General features: G+C 67.3%; 18 protein-coding genes. 15 read left to right on the top strand and 3 right to left on the bottom strand.

Annotation, left to right across the window (positions count from 1 at the left end):
* Positions 1-41 precede the first annotated feature (41 nt).
* Positions 42-911: an EcsC family protein gene (locus NR101_RS01315; RefSeq protein WP_256777232.1), complete on the top strand. Its 870-nt coding sequence runs from the start codon at positions 42-44 to the stop codon at positions 909-911.
* A gap of 132 nt (positions 912-1043) precedes the next feature.
* The gene (locus tag NR101_RS01310) at positions 1044-2165 is read left to right on the top strand and encodes an alkene reductase (protein ID WP_256777231.1); all 1122 of its coding nucleotides are present in this window, start codon (positions 1044-1046) and stop codon (positions 2163-2165) included.
* Positions 2166-2991: 826 nt separating this feature from the next.
* Here NR101_RS01310 and NR101_RS01305 read toward each other — a convergent pair.
* The gene (locus NR101_RS01305; RefSeq protein ID WP_256777230.1) at positions 2992-3474 is read right to left on the bottom strand and encodes a transposase; all 483 of its coding nucleotides are present in this window, start codon (positions 3472-3474) and stop codon (positions 2992-2994) included.
* A 273-nt stretch (positions 3475-3747) separates the two neighbouring features.
* Positions 3748-6126, bottom strand: a complete 2379-nt coding sequence (gene ppsA, locus NR101_RS01300; RefSeq protein ID WP_256777229.1) for a phosphoenolpyruvate synthase — start codon at positions 6124-6126, stop codon at positions 3748-3750.
* A 143-nt stretch (positions 6127-6269) separates the two neighbouring features.
* On the opposite strand from ppsA, the gene NR101_RS01295 reads away from it, so the two are divergent.
* The 3 genes from NR101_RS01295 to NR101_RS01285 all read left to right on the top strand — a co-directional run bounded on the left by NR101_RS01295 (position 6270) and on the right by NR101_RS01285 (position 8269).
* Complete coding sequence (locus tag NR101_RS01295) at positions 6270-7091, top strand: pyruvate, water dikinase regulatory protein (RefSeq protein WP_256777228.1); 822 nt, start codon at positions 6270-6272, stop codon at positions 7089-7091.
* A 117-nt stretch (positions 7092-7208) separates the two neighbouring features.
* Positions 7209-7721 carry a DUF1249 domain-containing protein gene (locus NR101_RS01290; protein WP_256777227.1) on the top strand — a complete coding sequence of 171 codons (513 nt, stop codon included), beginning with the start codon at positions 7209-7211 and terminating at the stop codon, positions 7719-7721.
* A 59-nt stretch (positions 7722-7780) separates the two neighbouring features.
* A complete protein-coding gene (locus tag NR101_RS01285) occupies positions 7781-8269 on the top strand; it encodes an 8-oxo-dGTP diphosphatase (RefSeq protein WP_256777247.1) in 489 nt (162 codons plus the stop codon).
* Between the two features lie 67 nt (positions 8270-8336).
* Here NR101_RS01285 and NR101_RS01280 read toward each other — a convergent pair whose 3' ends face one another.
* The gene (locus NR101_RS01280; RefSeq protein WP_256777226.1) at positions 8337-8981 is read right to left on the bottom strand and encodes a class I SAM-dependent methyltransferase; all 645 of its coding nucleotides are present in this window, start codon (positions 8979-8981) and stop codon (positions 8337-8339) included.
* A gap of 397 nt (positions 8982-9378) precedes the next feature.
* On the opposite strand from NR101_RS01280, the gene NR101_RS01275 reads away from it, so the two are divergent.
* From NR101_RS01275 to NR101_RS01230, 10 genes are all read left to right on the top strand, one after another.
* Positions 9379-9993: a phosphatidylcholine/phosphatidylserine synthase gene (locus tag NR101_RS01275; protein ID WP_256777225.1), complete on the top strand. Its 615-nt coding sequence runs from the start codon at positions 9379-9381 to the stop codon at positions 9991-9993.
* Positions 9994-10042: 49 nt separating this feature from the next.
* Complete coding sequence (gene phaE / locus NR101_RS01270) at positions 10043-11182, top strand: class III poly(R)-hydroxyalkanoic acid synthase subunit PhaE (RefSeq protein WP_256777224.1); 1140 nt, start codon at positions 10043-10045, stop codon at positions 11180-11182.
* Positions 11179-12246: a class III poly(R)-hydroxyalkanoic acid synthase subunit PhaC gene (gene phaC, locus NR101_RS01265; protein WP_256777223.1), complete on the top strand. Its 1068-nt coding sequence runs from the start codon at positions 11179-11181 to the stop codon at positions 12244-12246. Before phaE ends, phaC begins: the two co-directional genes overlap by 4 nt.
* Entirely contained in the window at positions 12243-12614 is a 372-nt protein-coding gene (locus tag NR101_RS01260) for a YfeK family protein (RefSeq protein ID WP_256777222.1), read from the top strand. Before phaC ends, NR101_RS01260 begins: the two co-directional genes overlap by 4 nt.
* Before the next feature lie 47 nt (positions 12615-12661).
* Positions 12662-12865, top strand: coding sequence for a PspC domain-containing protein (locus NR101_RS01255; RefSeq protein WP_256777221.1), 204 nt, complete (start codon positions 12662-12664; stop codon positions 12863-12865).
* Positions 12862-13314: a hypothetical protein gene (locus NR101_RS01250; RefSeq protein WP_256777220.1), complete on the top strand. Its 453-nt coding sequence runs from the start codon at positions 12862-12864 to the stop codon at positions 13312-13314. Before NR101_RS01255 ends, NR101_RS01250 begins: the two co-directional genes overlap by 4 nt.
* Positions 13315-13459: 145 nt before the next feature.
* Positions 13460-13675: a hypothetical protein gene (locus tag NR101_RS01245; protein WP_256777219.1), complete on the top strand. Its 216-nt coding sequence runs from the start codon at positions 13460-13462 to the stop codon at positions 13673-13675.
* A 314-nt stretch (positions 13676-13989) separates the two neighbouring features.
* A complete protein-coding gene (locus NR101_RS01240; protein ID WP_256777218.1) occupies positions 13990-16365 on the top strand; it encodes a Tex family protein in 2376 nt (791 codons plus the stop codon).
* Between the two features lie 203 nt (positions 16366-16568).
* The gene (locus NR101_RS01235) at positions 16569-18776 is read left to right on the top strand and encodes a PAS domain S-box protein (protein ID WP_256777217.1); all 2208 of its coding nucleotides are present in this window, start codon (positions 16569-16571) and stop codon (positions 18774-18776) included.
* 291 nt (positions 18777-19067) lie between these two features.
* A complete protein-coding gene (locus NR101_RS01230; protein ID WP_256777216.1) occupies positions 19068-20930 on the top strand; it encodes a methyl-accepting chemotaxis protein in 1863 nt (620 codons plus the stop codon).
* The last annotated feature ends 127 nt before the right edge of the window (positions 20931-21057 follow it).

Raw genomic sequence — 21057 nt, 5'->3', positions numbered from 1 at the left:
ACGCACATTTCGTTCAACCGGCCGGCGCTATGATCCGGGCCATGAACGCCATCTCCCGCAGCACGCCACCCCCGCTGGAAACGCAGATCCTGCCCACCTCGCAGGACTGGGCCGACCTGCAGCGCGCCGTCGCGCTGCTGGAATCGCCCACGCTCACCGCCAAGATGGCCAACCTGATCGGCTCGCCGCTGGAATTTGCGGTAAAGAAGCTGCCGAACGTGGTGTCCCGGCGCATCCACGGCGCGGTTGAGGCGGCGCTGTTCAAGTCCGCCCAGGCGGCCTTGTGGAGCATGGACAATACGCCCGGCAAGACCGCCTCCACGCGCTGGCACAAGCTGGCAGCGGCCACCAGCGGCGCGGTCGGCGGTGCGTTCGGTTTCACCTCGTTGTTCATCGAGCTGCCGGTATCGACCACGATCATGATGCGCTCGGTGGCCGACGTGGCCCGCAGCGAAGGCTTCGACCTGCGTGAGCTCAGCACCCGCCATGCCTGCCTGGAGGTCTTTGCCTTGGGTGGCAACTCGGGCAAGGACGATGCCAGTGAGACCGGCTATTACGTGACCCGCGGCTTCACCGCTGAAGTGATGCGCCACCTGTCGGCTGAGCTGGCCGGGCGCGCGGCCAGCGGCGGCGGGGTGATGATCGGGCTGACCCCGAAGGAAGCCGGCAAGTGGCTGGCCAAGATCGTGGAGAAGGTGGCCGCGCGCTTCGGCGTGGTCGTCACCGAGAAGTTCGCCGCGCAGGCGGTGCCGATCATCGGCGCGGTCACCGGCGCCACGCTCAACACCATGTTCACCGACTACTACCAGGACATGGCGCGCGGCCACTTCATCGTGCGCCGGTTGGAGCGCACCTACGGTTACGAGACGGTGCGCGCGGCGTATTCGATGCTGGCCGACCAGCGCGCCTGACGCCCGTCGCCGGCAGGCGGCCAGACAGGGGATCGTTGCGCTGGCGGCACAACTGTTTTGCCGCGCCGACGCTGTTGCGCCGCCGCGCGCGCCCCCATCCTTCGGGCAGACCTGTTCCGAAGGATGTCTTCCATGTTGTTCACCCCCTACCGCATGGGCGCGCTGACGCTGCCCAACCGCATCGTGATGCCGCCGATGACCCGCTCGCGTGCGGCCGACGGCAATGTCGCCACCCCGCTGATGGCGCAGTACTACGCGCAGCGCGCCTCGGCCGGCCTGATCGTCAGCGAAGGCACCCAGATCAGCCAGCAGGGCCAAGGGTATGCCTGGACCCCCGGCATCCACGACGAGGCGCAGATTGCCGGCTGGCGCGGCGTCACCGACGCGGTGCATGCCGCCGGCGGGCGTATCGTGGCCCAGCTGTGGCATGTGGGCCGTGTGTCGCACACCGCCCTGCAACCGGGCGGGGCGGCACCGGTGTCCGCGTCGGCGCTGCTGGCGCCGGGCGTGAAGGTGTTCGTCGATCCGCAGGGCAGGGGGCCGGAGGGCGGCGTCGGCGAGATGGTCCAGCATTCGATGCCGCGCGCCTTGGCCATCGAGGAAATACCCGGCATCGTGCGCGACTACGCGCAGGCCGCCCGCAATGCGATTGCCGCGGGCTTCGACGGCATCGAGCTGCACGGCGCCAACGGCTATCTGATCAACCAGTTCATCGACTCGCAGGCCAACCAGCGCACCGATGGCTATGGCGGGTCGCTGCCGAACCGGCTGCGCTTCCTGCACGAGGTGGTCGAAGCGGTAGCAGAGGCGATCGGTGCCGAGCGCGTGGGCGTGCGTCTGGCGCCGTTGACCACGCTGCAGGGCGCGGTCGATGACACCCCACAGGCCACCTATCTGGCCGCCGCGCATGTGCTCGACAGCATCGGCGTGGGCTACCTGCATATCGCCGAAGCCGACTGGGAGGATGCCCCGGTGATGCCGGTGGCGTTCAAGGAGGCACTGCGCCTGCTCTATCGCGGCACGCTCATCTACGCGGGCAAGTACACGGTCGAACGTGCCGAGGAAGCCCTCGCCAAGGGGTGGGCCGACCTGATCGCCTTCGGCCGCCCCTTCATCGCCAACCCGGATCTGCCGGCACGGCTGCAGCAGGGTATGGCGTTGAATCCCGCGGACAAGGCCACGTTCTTCGGCGGCGGCGCGGAAGGCTTCACCGATTACCCGGTCGCCGAGACCGCCGACGCCGCCGACGCCTGACAGTGACGCGCAAGGCCAACGATCGGGCAACGCAGCGCTCGTAGAGCTGACCGTTGGTCAGCTGCCCTCTGCCCCGACGTCGCGGTATCGGAAGGATCCGCCGCGTTGCGTGGGGCAGCCGACCAATGAGCGGCCCCAAGGTGGGGCAGCCGACCAACGGTCGGCTCTACGGGGTGCTTGACATCGGCAGCGTCCGACGTAGAGCTGACCGTTGGTCAGCTGCCCTCCGCTCCGACGTCGCGGTATAGGAAGGATCTGCGCCGCGTTGCGTGGGGCAGCCGACCAACGGTCGGCCCCAAGGTGGAGCAGCCGACCAACGGTCGGCTCTACAGGTTCTTGACATCGGCAGCGTCCGACGTAGAGCTGACCGTTGGTCAGCTGCCCTCTGCCCCGACGTCGCGGTATCGGAAGGATCCGCCGGGTTGCGTGGGGCAGCCGACTAATGAGTGGCCCCAAGGTGCGGCAGCCGACCAACGGTCGGCTCTACGGGTGCTTGACATCCGCAGCGTCCGACGTAGAGCTGACCGTTGGTCAGCTGCCCTCCGCCCCGACGTCGCGGTATTGGAAGGATCCGCCGCGTTGCGTGCGGCAGCCGACCAACGGTCGGCCCAAGGTGGGGCAGCCGACCAATGAGCGGCCCCAAGTGGGGCAGCCGACCAACGGTCGGCTCTACGGGTGCTTGACATCCGCAGCGTCCGACGTAGAGCTGACCGTTGGTCAGCTGCTCTCCGCTCCGACGTCGCGGTATCGGAAGTATCCGCTGCGTTGCGTGGGGCAGCCTACCAATGAGCGGCCCCAAGGTGGAGCAGCCGACCAACGGTCGGCTCTACGGGGGGCGGGGCGTTGCGGGTGGTAGGTCGTCGATGGGCCAGCGACACCACGAGAAGGGATACTGGCCGATTGCGTGTGCCAGGCCAGCGCGGACCGGGTTGGCGAGGATATAGGCCGCCTGATGGTGCAGGTCTTCGTCGTTTCGCAGCGCGTGGTCGAAGTAGCCCGCCTGCCAGAGAGGCCCGCTGCGGTTCAATTGGCGATTGATGAGCAGGCTGCTGCGTGACTTGAAGCGCTGCATGCAGGCGCCGAGGGACCCGTGTCGGAGTTGCATCAGCCAATGCACATGGTCCGGCATCACCACCCAGGCGAGGTTGCGGACCATCTGTTCCTGCTCCAACGCCTGCATTACCTGCGCCACGTGCTGTGCCAGACAAGGCTGGCGAAAGTGGGGGACACGGGAATGGACGACGCTCGTCAGTGCATAGATGTTGCCTACGCTGGAATGGCGGCCGTGATGGAGGCGTGGGCTGGGCATGCGCCATCAGGGTGTGGCTCGCATGGCGCGGAAAATATCAGGCGATGTCCATTCGGGGTGTGGGGATGTGGGCTGAGGCAGCCGACCAACGGTCGGCTCTACGGGTGCCGCATTCGTTCGTAGAGCTGACCGTTGGTCGGCTGCCCTCCGGCCCGACGTCGTGGTATTGGAAGTTTCCGCCGGGTTGCGTGCGGCAGCCGACCAACGGTCGGCTCTACGGCAAAAACAAAACCCCGCTTGCGCGGGGTTTTGTTCGTCAACCTGCCAGCCGTATCAGCTGTTGGCCTTCAACTTGGCCAGGCGCAGCCAGGTGTCGACCACGGTGTCCGGGTTCAGCGATACCGACTCGATGCCTTCCTGCATCAGCCATTCGGCCAGGTCCGGGTGATCGGACGGGCCCTGGCCGCAGATGCCGACGTACTTGCCCTTGGCGCGGGCAGACTTGATCGCCATCGACAGCAGCTTCTTCACCGCCGGGTTCCGCTCGTCGAACAGGTGCGCCACGATCGACGAATCACGGTCCAGGCCCAGGGTCAGCTGGGTCAGGTCGTTGGAGCCGATCGAGAAGCCGTCGAAGATCTCCAGGAACTCATCGGCGAGCAGTGCGTTGGACGGCACCTCGCACATCATGATGATCTTCAGGCCGTTTTCGCCCTGCTTGAGGCCGTTCTGTTCCAGCACCTCGACGACCTTGCGGCCTTCTTCGAGGGTGCGCACGAACGGGATCATGACCCACAGGTTGTCCAGGCCCATCTCGTTGCGCACGCGCAGCACGGCCTTGCACTCCAGTGCGAAGGCGTCCGAGAAGCTCGGGTCGACGTAACGGCTGGCGCCGCGGAAGCCGATCATCGGGTTCTCTTCGTGTGGCTCGTAGTTGCTGCCGCCGATCAGGTTGGCGTACTCGTTGGACTTGAAGTCCGACAGGCGCACGATCACCGGGTTCGGGGCGACCGAGGCGGTCAGGGTGGCGATGCCTTCGGCCAGGCGGCCGACGTAGAAGCTGACCGGATCGGCGTAACCGGCGATCTTCTCGTCGATCTTCTTCTTCGTCGCCGCATCCTGGCGGTCGTATTCCAGCAGTGCGTTGGGGTGGATGCCGATGTGGCTGGCGATGATCATTTCCAGGCGGGCCAGGCCGATGCCGGCGTTCGGCAGCTGGCCAAAGTCGAAGGCACGTTCCGGGTTGGCCACGTTCATCATGATCTTCAGCGGCGCCGGCGGCATGTTGCCCAGGTCCGTGGTGGTGCGCTCGAACTCAAGAATGCCGTCGTAGATGAAGCCGGTGTCGCCCTCGGCGCAGCTGACGGTCACTTCCTGGCCGTCCTGGATCAGCTGGGTGGCGTTGCCCGAGCCGACCACGGCCGGCACGCCCAGCTCACGGGCGATGATCGCGGCGTGGCAGGTACGTCCACCGCGGTTGGTCACGATGGCCGAGGCGCGCTTCATCACCGGCTCCCAATCGGGATCGGTCATGTCGGCGATCAGCACGTCGCCGGGCTGCACGCGGGCCATATCGTCCAGGCTACGCACCACGCGGGCGGTACCGGCACCGATCTTGGCGCCGACGGCGCGGCCTTCGGCCAGCACCTTGCCGTCCTTCTGGTTCAGCGCGAACCGCTCGATCTGGGTGGCGTGGCCACGCGACTTCACCGTTTCCGGGCGCGCCTGCACGATGAACAGCTTGCCGCTGACACCGTCCTTGGCCCACTCGATATCCATCGGGCGGCCGTAGTGCTTTTCGATGACCAGCGCCTGCTTGGACAGTTCCTGCACGTCCTCGTCGCTGATGGAGAAGGTGTTGCGCAGGTCGGCCGGGGTGTCTTCGATGCGCACGCGCTCACCGGGGACATCCGAATACACCATGCGGATCGCCTTGCTGCCCAGCGAACGGCGCAGGATCGCCGGCTTGCCGGCGCTCAGGGTGGGCTTGTAGACGTAGAACTCGTCCGGGTTGACCGCACCCTGCACGACCATTTCACCCAGGCCGAAGGACGAGGTGACAAACACCACGTCACGGAAGCCGGACTCGGTGTCCAGGGTGAACAGCACGCCGGAAGAACCCACGCCCGAGCGCACCATCAGCTGCACGCCGGCCGACAGGAACACGTCCTCATGCTTGAAACCGTGGTGGACGCGGTAGGCGATGGCGCGGTCGTTGTACAGCGAGGCGAACACTTCCTTGACCTTGAGCACGACATCGTCGGCACCGGTCACGTTGAGGAAGGTCTCCTGCTGGCCGGCGAAGGACGCATCGGGCAGGTCTTCGGCGGTGGCCGAGGAGCGCACCGCGACGGCGACATCACCGCCGCCGTTCTCGCTGCACAGCTTGGCGTAGGCGCTGCGGATGTCCTGGTCCAGTTCCGGATGCAGCGGGGCGTCGATCACCCAGCCGCGGATCTCCTTGCCGGCGATCGTCAGCGCGCCGACATCTTCCACGTCCAGCGTGGCCAGCTTGTCGAAGATGCGCTTGGACAGATCGTTGTGCGCGATGAAGTCCTTGAAGGCCTCAGAGGTGGTTGCGTAACCGCCGGGGACAGACACCCCCAGACCGGCGAGGTTGCCGATCATTTCGCCAAGCGACGAATTCTTGCCGCCTACGCGGGCCAGGTCGGCCAGGCGCAGTTCGTGCAACCACAGGATGTTCTCGTTCAAGCGCGATGCTCCGTTTGGCCATCGCCCGAGGCGGGCTGGATGGCCACGTCCGTAGGAAGAAGCCGATATGATGCCGGGCAGACTGCTATCGGCACAAGCTTGTATCGATAGCCTTTTTAAGCTTCGTAGGGGGTAAAAGCCGTATGTCGACGATCCGTCCGGTGTTCTACGTGTCCGATGGAACCGGTATCACCGCTGAAACCATTGGGCATAGCCTCCTGACCCAGTTCTCCGGGTTCAGCTTCATTACCGACCGGATGTCGTTCATCGATGATCCGGAAAAGGCGCGGGAAGCCTGTGAAAGGATCCGTGCAGCGGGCGAGCGCTACCAGGTGCGGCCGATCGTGGTCAGTTCCTGCGTGGACAGCGGCCTGAGTGTGATCCTGGCCGAAAGCGGCGGGCTGATGCTGGACGTGTTCGCTCCCTTCATCGAGCCGCTGGAGCGCGAACTGGCGGTCAACCGCCATTCCCGGGTGGGCCAGGCCCACGGCATGGTCGACTTCGAGACCTACCACCGGCGCATCAACGCGATGAACTTCGCGCTGACCCATGACGACGGCATCGCGATCAATTACGACGATGCCGACGTGATCCTGGTGGCGGTGTCGCGCGCCGGCAAGACCCCGACCTGCATCTACCTGGCCCTGCATTACGGGGTGCGCGCGGCCAATTACCCGCTCACCGACGAGGACCTGGAGCACGACCGCCTGCCGCCGCGGCTGCGGCCCTACCGCAAGAAGCTGTTCGGCCTGACCATCGACCCGGACCGCCTGCAGCAGATCCGCCAGGAGCGCCGGCCCAACTCGCGCTACGCCAACCTGGACACCTGCAAGCGCGAGGTGGCCGCAGCCGAGACCATGTTCCGGATGGAGCGCATCGCGACGCTGAGCACCACCCATACCTCGATCGAGGAGATCTCCAGCAAGGTGCTGACCACGCTGGGGCTGCAGCGCGAGCTCTACTGAGGCCGGGCGAGGGGGCCGGCCTGCGGCCGCAAGGTCCGGATGAACCTGTTCGGGCGCGGCCCTTTGGCCGGGGCGTCGCCGCCCCCACGTTGAAGGATCAACGTGGAGGATCGACGTATGGCCCAGGCATCCCCCCGTATCGAACGCATCCCCAGGCTCAGCCGCCTGAGCTGGCTGATGGGGCTGTACGCGGAAAACTACCAGCATCTGGTGCGGCTGTTCGCGCCGGCCGAGCTGGTGCCCGGCAGCTACGTGTCCTCGGTCGGCGACGGGCTGGACGTGCGCCTGGATGTCATCGAGTGCCACCGCTACACCGTCGAGCTGCGGCTGACCTATGATTTCGCCGACCCGGTGACCGGGCAGCCGGACCCGTCGGCCTACGTGCGCCTGTACCGTGACGCGCGCCAGGCCGAGACCACGCACTGCTATGTCGGCCGTCGCTGGCAGGACGTGGTGGGCATGTACCCGCCGCCGGCCGAACTGATCAGCCATCGCATGCGGATGAACACGTTTCTCGGCAAGTGGCTGGAATACCTGGCCGAGCGCGGCCACGGCGTGGCCACCCTGCACCGCGATGGGGACGCCTTGCCGGCCCCGGCCGACGCCCGCCGCACCCGCGTGACCGGCTGAGCCGACCGCCGCGCGCGGATCGCGCATAATCGGGGTTTGTGTCCGTGAGCCCCCGCATCATGCCCTATACCCCGATCGTGGCCACCCTCGGCTACGTGCTGTCGCCCGATGGCAAGCAAGCGCTGATGATCCACCGTAATGCCCGACCCGGCGACCTGCACCTGGGCAAGTACAACGGGCTGGGCGGCAAGATGGAGCGCGACGAAGACGCCGCCGCCTGCATGCGCCGCGAAATCCGCGAGGAAGCCGGCATCGAATGCGGCACCATGCGCCTGCGCGGCACCATCAGCTGGCCGGGGTTCGGCAAGAATGGCGAAGACTGGTTCGGGTTCGTGTTCGTCATCGACGATTTCACCGGCACACCGCTCACCTCCAACCCGGAGGGCACGCTGGAGTGGGTGGACCTGGACAAGCTGGAGACCCTGCCACTGTGGGAAGGCGATCGCAGCTTCCTGCCGCTGGTGTTCGACGCCGAGCCGCGCGCGTTCCACGGGGTGATGCCGTACCGCGACGGTGCCATGCAGTCCTGGAGCTACACCCGCCTGTAATGGCGGCCGCTGGCCGGCAACTCGGGAACGTTGCTGGAGGTGCGGGATTGCCAGCCAGCGGCCGGCGCTACCGACGGGCGAGCAGCAGGTGGAAGTGCTTGTCGACCACGCGCCCGTCGTTGCTGGCGCCCTGTTCGCGGTGGCTGCGCCAACCGCACACGCGCAACCCGCTGCTGCGCAGTGCACGTTCCACCTCGGCCAGGGCATGCAGGTGGAATCCGTAGGCGGTGAAGGGCAGGGTGCGCATGAAGGCCGCATCGCCGAAGGCGACGCACAGCCGGCCGCCGGGGCGCAGCACCCGCGCCAGTTCGGCCAGCGGCACGGCCGGATCCTCCCAGAAGTAGAGCGTGTTCACCGCGAGCGCGGCATCGATGCAGGCATCGTCGAGTTCCAGTGCATGCACATCGCCGAAGGCGACGCTGGCGCGCCCTTCCAGGCCCGCCGCGCCAAGCCGGTCGCGGGCCGCAGTGACCATCTCCGCCGACACCTCGACGCCCAGATAGCGGCTGCCGGGCGCGCGCAGCAGCTCACCGGCGAAGGCGGCGTTGCCCGGACCGATTTCCAGCACCTGTTCATTGGCGGCCACCGCCAGCAGGGCGATCGCCGCGTGGTTGAGGGCGCCGTTGCTGCGGTTCATCGATTCGGCCACGGGCAGGGCATGGTCGCCATGCGGGCGGCGCAGCTGGGCCGCCAGGGATTCATCGGAAAGCACGCACAAGGCTCCTGTCGCGGTGGGCGGGCAGGACGTGGCGGCGGCGGGTCCACTGGCCAGCTTAGCCGAGCGGTGCGATCCGGGCGGTCTTTTTCGCCGCCGGACCCGCGCGGCGATGGCAGCCGGTGATCAAAAAATCACCACCGTCGCGACTATTGAGATTGAGTTGTCCACAGGGGGTGTGGATGACTGGTGCGCAACTTTGTGGATAAGCCCCGGCAGCCCCCGCCGGTTCTCGCTGTCAAGATGGGTGGCCAAAAATTCACCGCCGGTCGTGGCCACGTGAAGGTCGAGGTAACGCGATCAGTCCGATCCGCACCCTGCGAACGGGGCGCCGCTCTGTCACGGTTCGGGCCGCTCGCGGTACTCTCTTGCCACTGCCGTCTACAGATCTTCCATGAAACGTCACTTCTCGATGCTGCGCGAGTTCCACCTGGCCGACTGGTTCACCCTGGCCAACGCCTTCTGCGGCACCGGCGCGGTGTTCGCCGCGATGCGCTTCCTGCAGGACGGGCAGCGTGGCTACCTGCTGTTCGGCATGGCGCTGATCCCGCTGGCCTTCATCTTCGATGCGCTGGACGGGCGCATCGCGCGCTGGCGCAAGTCCAGTTCCACCCTGGGCCGCGAGCTGGATTCGCTGTCGGACGTGATTTCCTTCGGCGTGGCCCCGGCCGCGCTGGCCTATGCCTGCGGCATGCAGGGGGGCTGGGACTGGCTGGTGCTGAGCTATTTCGTGTGCTGCGGGGTCAGCCGGCTGGCGCGTTACAACGTGACTGCCGAGGCCCTGGCCGGGGAGGGTGACAAGGTGCCGTATTTCGAGGGCACGCCGATTCCGACCAGCCTGGCGCTGGTGGTGGTGCTGGCGGTGGCCGCCAGCATGGGCGCGATCGGGCATGACCTGTGGCTGGGCCGCTGGCAGCTGGGCCCGTGGCAGCTGCACCCGATGGTGCTGTTGTTCGCACTGTCCGGGTCGCTGATGATCAGCAAGACCCTGCGCATCCCCAAGCCGTGAGCCCGAACACGCCCATGTCGTTCGATTCGATCCTGCGGGGAACCGTGTCATGAGCACCGCCGGCAGCGGCAGCAACGCGGGCGACGTTGAAGCCCTGGCGCGCCAGTACTTCAGCGCCTGGGGTGACGCTCTGCGACATGCCGCGGTGCCCCCTGGCCAAGCCGGTCCCGGCGCGTCGGGGCAGGGCAGCTGGCAGCAGGCAATCGACTGGTGGGCGCAGATGATGCCCACTGCCACCAGCAGCCCGGCCGATGCGGCGGTGCACCGCTTCCGCGAGCAGGCCGGTGGCTGGTACGGCACGATGCAGCAGGTGGCCGCGCAGTTCGCCGGCCGCGATGCCAGCAGCGCTGATGTAGCCCAGGCCTGGAAGCAGGCGGTGGAAGGCCAGGGCGACGGGCTGCTGCAGTGGATGCTGCAGGGCGCGCGCGGGCAGACGCACGCCGGTGGCCCGGATCTGCTGAAGCTGCTGGAAGCACTGCAGCGCGACCTGGGCCCGTGGCTGCAGAGCCCGGCATTCGGCCCCGGCCGCGAGCATCAGGCGCGCTGGCAGGCCTTGTTGCGCGCCCAGCAGGAGTACCAGGCGCACTCCAGCGACTACGTGGATCAGATCAAGCAGGCGCTCGACGAGGCGTTCAAGCTGTTCGAGCAGCGCCTGGCCGAACACGAGCAGCCGGGCAACCAGCTGACCAGCGCACGGGCGATGTTCGACCTGTGGATCGAGGCGGCTGAAGAGGCCTATGCCAAGGTCGCCCTGTCCGAGCCGTTCCAGCAGGTCTACGCCTCGCTCGGCAATGCGCAGATGCGTCTGCGCGCGGCCACCCAGCAGGAGATCGAGCGGATCTGCGAGGCGATCGGCATGCCGACCCGCACCGAGATGGACGCCGCGCATCGCCGCATCACCGAGCTGGAGCGTCTGGTTCGGCGCATGGCGGCAGGTGGTGCGCCGAAGGCGTCATCCGCGCATCGCAGCGACGCGCCAGTCCCGAAAACACCCGCGCCGGCAACGCCGCCACCGGGTCGCAGGCGCGCCGCTTCCGCCGCCTCGCCGGCGGCTGCACCTGCAGCGTCGGCCAAGGCGCCGAAGGCCCCTGCGAAGAAAGCTGTCCGCAAGTCCGCGACCAAGCCCACAGCCAAGCCCGCAGCCGCAACATCCGCGTCGTCCAGATCGAAGAGGACCCGCGCGCCATGAAAGGGCCGCTGGGGTTCAATGCCGAAGACCTGCTGCAGGAGACCCTGGCCATGCAGCGCAAGCTGCTGGACGGGCTCACCCTGTTGCCGTCGGTGGATGACGTGGACTATGGGACCACCGCGCGCGAGGAAATCTGGCGCGACGGCAAGGTGGCGCTGTACCGCTTCGTCGGCACCGACACGCCGGTGCATGCCACCCCGTTGCTGATCGTCTACGCGCTGGTCAACCGCCCGTACATGGTCGACCTGCAGGCCGACCGCTCGCTGGTGCAGCGCCTGCTGGCGCTGGGCCACGACGTGTATGTGCTGGACTGGGGCTACCCGGACCGCTCCGAGCGCTACCAGACCCTGGAGGACTACCTGCTGCGTTTCCTCGATGGCGCGGTGGATCACCTGCAGGCGCAGTCGGGTGCGCCGATCAACATGCTCGGCATCTGCCAGGGCGGGGTATTTGCGCTGTGCTATGCCGCCCTGCGCCAGCACAAGCTGGCCAACCTGATCACGATGGTCACCCCGGTCGATTTCCAGACCCCGGACAACATGCTCTCGCACTGGGCCCGGCAAGTGGATGTGGACCTCCTGGTGGACACGCTGGGCAACATCCCGGCCGATCTGATGAACGCCAGTTACCTGATGCTCAAGCCGTTCCGGCTGAACGTGCAGAAGTACGTGGGCCTGCTCGACATCCTCGATGACAAGGCTGCGCTGGAAGATTTCCTGCGCATGGAAAAGTGGATCTTCGATTCGCCCGACCTGGCCGGGGAGACCTTCCGCGACTTCATCAAGCAGTTCTACCAAGGCAACGGGCTGATGCACGAGGGTGTGCGCATCGGCGAGGAAACCGTCCAGTTGTCCCAGGTGACCCTGCCGGTGCTGAACATCTACGCCGAACAGGACCACCTGGTGCCGCCGGATGCGTCATGTGCGATGCGCGGGCGGATCGGCAGTGCGGACTACACCGAAAGCAGTTTCCGGGGCGGCCACATCGGCATTTATGTGTCCGGGCGCGCCCAGCGCGAAGTGCCCGCTACCATTACCGATTGGTTGAAGGAACGTTCCCGATGAAGTTGACTTCCCTGCCGTGGCTGGCACTGGCGCTGCTCGCGCCGGGCATCGCCCAGGCCGCCCCCAGTGACAGCGCCCGCCGCGAGATCGCCGGGTTGATCGGCGCACTGGATGGCTCCAGTTGCCGCTTCCAGCGCAACGGCAGCTGGCACGACGCCGCCGAGGCGCGCGCGCACCTGCAGCGCAAGTACGACTACCTGCTGAAGAAGGACAAGGTGGACACCGCCGAGCAGTTCATCGAACGGGCCGCCAGCCAGAGCAGCATGAGTGGCACCCCCTACCGCATCGCCTGCCCGGGCCAGCCCGAGCAGACCGCGGCGGTGTGGTTCGGGGCGAAATTGAAGGCCCTGCGTCAACGCACCCCGTAGACATCGTCCGCGCTACAGTCCGCCATCGCCTGCCGGAGACCGCTGCCATGAATGCCACCCCACGCCCGCTGTCGCGCTCGCTCAACGACCGCATGATCGCCGGGGTGATGGGCGGCATCGCACACCGTTTCGGGTGGAGCTCCACCCTGGTGCGGGTGCTGTTCGTGCTGGTCTCGGTGCTGTCGGCGGCCTTCCCCGGCATCCTGGTCTACCTGATCCTGTGGCTGTTGATTCCCAACGAGGCCGATTGAGCCTGCCGCCAGTGGCGCTGCGCGTCCTGCAGGGGCTGGGCGCGCTGTGGACCGCGCCCAATACCCTGATCGGACTGATCGGCGGCCTGGCCGGGATGGTGGCCGGCGCGCGCCCGTCGTGGAACGGCAGGGACCTTGCCGTTGTGTTCCGTGACTGGCCGTGGGGGCCGGGCGGGGCGATCACCCTGGGCAACGTGATCCTGCACACCGGCCCGGTGCTGGACGTGCCCTGCCGCACCTACGCCCATCAGGCCGGCCACTGCAGCGAACCGGTGATCGGCCTGCACGACCATGAGCGTGCCCACGTTTACCAGTACCTGGTGCTGGGCCCGTTGTATCTGCCGGTGTACCTGCTCTGCGGCGGGGTGAGCGCGCGCAATCCGTTCGAGCGCGCGGCCGATGTATATGCGCTCACTGGACGCGGCTGGTGGCCGTTATCCACGCGTTAAATCGGCGTAAATAAAACGTCGTGCAATGCGACGTCATCTGCATGCAAACAATGGTTATTAGGCTAAATGACGAATCAGTCAGGTTCGGCGCGGTAAGCTGATGGTTGTTGTATCTGCACGATGCTCTATTGGAGGAACACATCACATGGCAATCGTTCTTTATGTCGGTGGTAGCAAGGATGGCGACAAAGGTTTGGTACCGCACGGTTTCAGCAAGTCGCGGGCCGAGACCGACCAGGGCCCGGAGATCTATACCGAACGGTTCATGGAACTGCAGGGGATCGGCCGGATCCGGGTGATGGCGCTGGAGTCGATGCGCGACGACATCGTCCATCAACGTACGTCGCAGCTGTATCGCTGAACCTGATATCGGTGATGCCGGCCGGTGGCCGGCGCCAAGCAATACCCGACCATACGTAGTGCCGGCCGCTGGCCGGCTCCAGGCAATACCCGACCATACGTAATGCCGGCCGCTGGCCGGCTGCATGCAATACCCGACCACGCGTAGTGCCGGCCGCTGGCCGGCTCCAGGCAATCCCCAACGGCACGTATAGCCGGCCAGCGGCCGGCACTACCTTACGGCGACAGGTTAGGCGCGTGCTGTCAACGCCTTCCCCCCGCCGCCCGGCGTTGCCACAATCGGGTCTTTCCGCACTGCGGCTCCGGCCGGAAGCAATGCCTGACATCAAGCTCGCCCAGCAGATCGCCCAGACCATCGCCGATGAAATCGGCGCCCAGCCTGCCCAGGCACGTGCCGCCATCGCCCTGTTGGACGAAGGCGCCAGCGTCCCGTTCATCGCCCGCTACCGCAAGGAAGTCACCGGCGGCCTGGATGACACCCAACTGCGCAACCTGGAAAGCCGCCTGACCTACCTGCGCGAGCTGGAAGACCGCCGCGCCGCGGTGCTGTCCAGTATCGAGGAGCAGGGCAAACTCAGCGACGAACTGCGCAACGAGATTCTCGGTGCGGACACCAAGTCGCGGCTGGAGGATCTGTACCTGCCGTACAAGCCCAAACGCCGCACCCGTGCGCAGATCGCGCGCGAAGCCGGGCTGGAGCCGCTGGCCGATGGCCTGCTCGCCGATCCAAACCTGGACCCGCAGGTGTTCGGTGCCACCTTCGTCGATGCCGACAAGGGCGTGGCCGACACCAAGGCCGCGCTGGAAGGCGCCCGCGCGATCCTGATGGAGCGCTGGGGCGAAGATGCCGCGCTGGTCGGCGAACTGCGTACCTGGCTGGGCGAGAACGGGGTGATCCGGGCGCGCGTGGCCGAGGGCAAGGAAGAGCAGGGCGCCAAGTACCGCGATTACTTCGAACACGCCGAATCGCTGGCGAAGATTCCCTCGCACCGCCTGCTGGCGCTGTTCCGCGCGCGGCGCGAGGAAATCCTGTTCCTGGAACTGGACCCCGGCCCCGACGCCGAGGCCGGCCACCAATACGGCGAAGGCCGGGTGGCGCACAACGCCGGGATCCGCGACGCAGGCCGGCCCGGCGACCGCTGGCTGCTGGATGCGTGCCGCATGACCTGGCGCGCCAAGCTGCACATGCACCTCCTGCTGGATCTGTTCAACCAGGCCCGCGAGAAGGCCGAGGCCGAGGCGATCGCGGTGTTTGGCGACAATCTCAAGGACCTGTTGCTGTCCGCACCGGCTGGCCCCAAGGCGGTGCTCGGGCTGGACCCGGGTATCCGCACCGGCTGCAAGATCGCCGTGGTCGATGCGACCGGCAAGCTGGTGGCCACCGACACCATTTACCCGCACGAACCGCGCCGCCAGTGGGACCAGTCGCTGCACACCCTCAAACAGCTGTGCGTGCAGCACAACGTGGATCTGATCGCGATCGGCAACGGCACCGCCAGCCGCGAAACCGACAAGCTGGCCGGTGAGGTGATCAAGGCACTGGGTGATACGAAGGTGCAGAAGATCGTGGTCAGCGAGGCCGGTGCATCGGTGTACTCGGCTTCAGAGTTTGCGGCCAGGGAATTCCCGAACCTGGACGTGTCCATCCGCGGCGCGGTGTCGATCGCCCGCCGCCTGCAGGACCCGCTGGCCGAACTGGTCAAGATCGATCCGAAGGCGATCGGCGTGGGCCAGTACCAGCACGACGTGGACCAGTACCGGTTGGCGCGCGCGCTGGATGCGCGCGTGGAGGACTGCGTCAACGCGGTGGGCGTGCACGTCAATACTGCGTCGGCCGCGCTGCTGTCGCGGGTATCCGGGCTGTCCTCGACCGTGGCCGAGAACATCGTCCGCCATCGCGATGACAACGGTCCGTTCAAGCGCCGCAAGGACCTGCTCAAGGTGCCGCGGCTGGGCGACAAGACCTTCGAGCAGTGCGCCGGCTTCCTGCGCATCGCCGATGGTGACCAGCCGCTGGACGCCTCCTCGGTGCATCCCGAAGCCTACCCGGTGGTCGAGCGCATCGTGGCCGCCACCGCGCGCCCGATCAAGGCGCTGATCGGCGATGGCAGCTTCCTGCGCGGGCTCAAGGCCGAACAGTTCACCGATGCCACCTTCGGCGTGCCGACCGTACGCGACATCCTCAAGGAACTGGAAAAGCCGGGCCGCGATCCACGCCCGGAGTTCAAGGCCGCACGCTTTGCCGATGGCGTGGAAGAGCTCAAGGACCTCAAGGTCGGGATGATCCTGGAAGGCGTGGTCAGCAACGTGGCCGCGTTCGGTGCCTTCGTCGACATCGGCGTGCACCAGGATGGTCTGATCCACATCTCGGCGCTGTCGGATACCTACGTCAAGGATCCGCGCGACGTGGTCAAGGCCGGCGACATCGTCAAGGTCAAGGTGCTGGAGGTGGACGTGGCGCGCAAGCGCATCGCCCTGACCCGGCGCCTGGATGACACCCCGGCCCCGGCCAAGGCCCCCGGCGAGCGTGATGCGCGCCCGGCCGGCGGCGGCCGTCGGGATGCGGGCGGTGGCGGTGGCCCGCGCAATGGGGGCCGTGGCGCCCCCGCCGGGCCGCGTCCGGGCAGCGCCACGCCGCCGGCCAACAATGCCCTGGCCGACGCCTTCGCCCGCGCCAAACGGGGCGGCTGAGCCGGCGGCGGGTCCAGAGCGGGGACGCTTTCGGGCGGCCCCGGGCCTGTCTGGACCGATGGCACTTCTGGTTTCACCCGGCTTTGTTCACACTTCGCCTTCAATGCCCGTAGCTTGGGCAGGCGGGGAGGCCGTATGACCAGGGACCTGACAAGGCGGACCGACGCACGACGCCACACGGCGCCGTGCGCGTGGCCGTGCCCATGAGCCGCCGCGACCCCGCGACCGAACACAGCATCGACGCGGCGCTGCGCGACATCACCGAGCAGCACCGACGGCTGGAGATGATCATCGAAGGTACCGCCGCCGGCACCTGGGAGTGGAACATCCAGGCCGGTCAGATGCGGATCAACGAGCGCTGGGCGCAGATTGTCGGTTACACCCGCGACGAACTGGCGCCGATCACCCCGGAGACCTTCTTCCGTCTGGTTCACCCCGATGACCTCGGCAAGTCCAACGCGCTGTTGCACGACCACTTGGAAGGCCGGTCGGCGCACTACGACAGCCTGTGCCGCATGCGCCACAAGGACGGGCACTGGATCTGGGTGCAGGACCGCGGCCGCGTCTACGAGTGGGACGCGCAGGGCCGCCCGTTGTGGATGGCTGGCGCGCATGCCGATGTGACCGACCTGCAGAACGCGCGCCAGGATGCGGCCAACATGCGCCAGCGCCTGCAGGCGGTGGTGGATGCGTCCGACGAAGTGGCGGTGATCGCCACCGATGTGGACGGCGTGGTCAACCTGTTCAACACCGGCGCGCAGAAGTTGCTGGGCTATCGAGCGGACGAAGTGATCGGCCGGGTCAATCCGGGCCTGTTCCATGATGTGGTGGAAATGCAGGCTTACCTGCAGCCTGAAGCCGATGCGGACGGGCGCCTGCCGACCGTTTTCGAGGCGCTTACCGCGCGCGCCGCGCAGGGTACCTGGTCGCACCAGTGGACCTTCGTGCGCAAGGACGGGCAGCGCCGCCAGGTGCGCCTGTCGATCAGTCCGCTGGACTGCGCCGGCGGCAACCGCATCGGGTATGTCGGCATGGCGGTGGACATCACTCCGATGCTGGAAGTGCGCGAGCAGGCTTACCTGGCCGCGGAGAAATTCGCTGGAGCGTTTTCCTCGGCCGCGCTGGGCATGGCGCTGGTGTCGCTGGAAGGCCGCTGGCTGGACGTCAACGACGCGCTGTGCGGCATTCTCGGCTATACCCGCGCCGAGCTGCTGGAGATCGATTTCCAGACCCTCACCCACGCCGATGACCTGCACACCGACCTGGCCCTGGTCGGGGATCTGCTGGCGGGGCGTCGCGACCATTACCACATGGACAAACGCTACCTGGGCAAGGCCGGCAACATCGTCTGGGGACGGTTGTCGGTGTCGCTGGTGCGCGCCGAGAACGGCGAACCGCTGCATTTCGTCTCGCAGATCCAGGACGTCACCGCCCAACGCCAGAGCGGCCAGCAACTGCGCGAGTCCGAACAGCGCACCCGCATCACCCTGGATGCGGTGGCCGACATGGTGCTCACCCTGGACCTGCACGGCCAGATCCAGTACGCCAACGCGGCCGCCACCCGCGCACTGGCCGGCGCCGGCGCCGCGCCGCTGACCAACGGCCAGGTGCAGGACGTGATGGAGCTGACCACCGAGTACGCCCCGCGCTCGCCGCTGGACATCGCCGTGCTGCTGGACCCGGAAAGCAACGCAGTGGACCTGCACTCGGACCTGCTGCTGTCTGTCGGCGCGCGGCTGCTGCCGGTCGATGTGACCCGCGCCTGGCTGCGCGGCGAAGACGGAAAGACCAGCGGGGCGGTGTGGGTGATCCGCGATGTCACCCAGCAACGTGCGCGCCAGCGCGAGGCCCGGCACCTGGCCGAGGTCGACCCGCTGACCGAACTGAGCAACCGACGGGGGTTCGAGGCCCACCTGCAGCAGGCGATCACCCGCGTGGCGCGCACCGGGCAGTCGGCCTCGCTGATGTTCATCGACCTGGACAACTTCAAGCCGATCAACGACAACCACGGCCACCTGGCCGGCGATGCCATGCTGTGGGCGGTGGCCAACGTGCTGCGCCATGGCGTGCGCGACTCGGACATCGTGGCGCGCCTGGGCGGTGACGAGTTCGCGGTGATCCTGGCCGGCTGTTCGCTCAAGCGTGCCCGCCGCATCGCCAGCGACCTGCTCGAGTCGGTGCGCGGCCTGACCATTCCCTGGGACCTGCAGCGGCTGGGGGTCGGGGCCAGCATCGGTATCGCCGCGATCGGCGGCAGCATGAGCGTGGACGACGCGGTCGCCGCTGCCGACGCCCAGTGCTACCGGGCCAAGGCCGAGGGGCGCGACAACGTCCAGGTGGAAACCCCGAGCGGCGGGCAACTGCCCGACCCGCTCGACGCAGTGGAAAGCAGCGAGGGCGGGGAAGGGTAGCCAACGCCCGTGGTCGGTGCGGCCCGCCTGCCGCTAAAGCTTCCGCCATGCCTGTCGATATCCCTACTGGAGCCGCCGTCGCTTGGCTCCGCGTTGGCCCGTGGCTGCCCCGCTCGTGTGGCCTGGACCGCATGCCGTTGCAACAAAGCGTCTGCAGGAAGCAGGACCATGTTGTACATGCCGCTGCCGTGACGTCACCCCACTGACGTCTTCGTAGTCCCCAAGCCAGACGATATGCCGCCGGGCGGTGCGCCCGTCGGATCCCAGCAACCGGGCACCGAGGATCACATGATGCATATTTCACGCATGCACGCGCCTGTGCAGGAACAGGTCGCCGACGCCGGCGCAGGCTCGCCCTGGCGCGCACTGGTGGCGCCTTTCGTGGCCCGCCGCGACGCGCGCGGTTCCGCCAACGCACTTGCACAGCGCCGCCAGTGCGAGCTGGAAGCGCAGGTTGCCGCACTGCATCGGGTGCAGGCGGTGATCGAGTTCGACCTGGACGGCACCATCCTGCAGGCCAACGACAACTTCCTGCAGGCCGTCGGCTATCGGTTGGACGAGATCCAGGGCCATCACCATGCGATGTTCGTCGAACCGGCGTTGGCGCAGAGCGCGGAATACCGTGATTTCTGGGCCACGCTGGGGCGGGGCGAATTTGATGCCGGCCAGTACCGGCGGCTGGGCAAGGGCGGCCGCGAGATCTGGATCCAGGCCTCCTACAACCCCGTACTGGACGGCAACGGGCGTCCGTACAAGGTGGTGAAGTTCGCCACCGACATCACCGCGCAGATGCAGCAGGCGGCCGATTTCTCCGGCCAGTTGGCGGCGATCAACAAGTCGCAGGCGGTGATCGAGTTCAGCCTGGACGGACGCATCCTGTCGGCCAACGATAATTTCCTGGCCACCACCGGCTACACGCTGGAGGAAGTGCGCGGCCAGCACCATTCGCTGTTCGTCGAGCCCGAGTACCGGCAGAGCCAGGAATACCGGCAGTTCTGGGAAAAGCTGGGGCGCGGCGAGTACGACGCCGGCCAGTATCGACGGCTGGGCAAGGGGGGCCGGGAGGTCTGGATCCAGGCCTCCTATAACCCGATCTTCGACATGAACGGGCGTCCGTTCAAAGTGGTCAAATACGCCACCGACATCACCGCACAGGTGCGCGATACCCACGCCATGCAGCAGGCCGTCGCGCAGACGCGCGAAGTGGTCGCGGCCGCCAAGGGCGGTGACCTGACCGGGCATATCGCCACGCAGGACAAGACCGGGCCGATCGCCGAACTGTGCGAGGGCATCAACGCGCTGGTCGAGGCCATGGCGGGCATCATCAGCCAGATCAAGTTCGCCGCCGACACCATTGCCGTGGGCGCCAGCGAGATTGCCGAGGGCAACAGCGACCTGTCGGAGCGTACCGAACAGCAGGCGGCGTCGCTGGAGGAAACCGCCGTCTCGATGAAGGGACTGGCCGCCACCGTGCATCAGACCGCCGCCAACGCGCGCCAGGCCAGCGAGCTGGCCAGTGGTGCGGTCGACGTGGCCGCGCAGGGCGGGCACGTGGTGCATGAAGTGGTCTCGACCATGGCGCTGATCAACCAGTCCTCGCGCCGCATCGTGGACATCATCGGGGTCATCGACGGCATCGCCTTCCAGACCAACATCCTGGCGCTCAATGCCGCAGTGGAAGCGGCACGAGCAGGCGAACACGGCCGCGGCTTCGCCGTGGTCGCCACCGAGATCCGCGGGCTGTCGCAGCGCTCGGCCAGCGCCGCCAAGGAGATCAAGCAGCTGATCGCCGATTCGGTGGAGAAGGTCGGCACCGGCACCGGGCAGGTCGAAAGCGCTGGCCGCACCATGGATGAGATCGTGGTCAACGTGGAGCGGGTCAGCGCACTGATCACCGAGATCAGCACCGCGGCCCAGCAGCAGAGCGAGAGCATCGGCCAGATCAACCAGGCCGTCGACCATATCGACGAGGGCACCCAGCAGAATGCGGCCCTGGTCGAAGAAGCCTCGGCCGCCGCGCGCAGCATGGAAGAGCAGGCCACCCAGCTGCTGCAGACCGTGGCGGCGTTCCGGGTGGATGCCGGGCAGGGCGCCGCGCGCACGGCCGGTGTGGTGGCCATGCACGGCGCGCATCCAACGCTGCGGCTGGTCTAGCCCACGCGCACCCTGCGGCGCCGACATGCGGGCGGGGTGCGGTTGCCAGGCCCTGCTCGTAGGCATGGGTGAACCGGTCGGCCTCGGCGCGGACACCGAGCTTGTGCGCATCGCCATGACGCGTTGC

This window comes from Stenotrophomonas sp. Ste86 (genome assembly GCF_024519465.1).
Classification (GTDB): Bacteria; Pseudomonadota; Gammaproteobacteria; order Xanthomonadales; family Xanthomonadaceae; genus Stenotrophomonas.
Note: the sequence above shows the minus strand (reverse complement) of the source record. Positions and strands in the feature narration are given on the sequence as shown.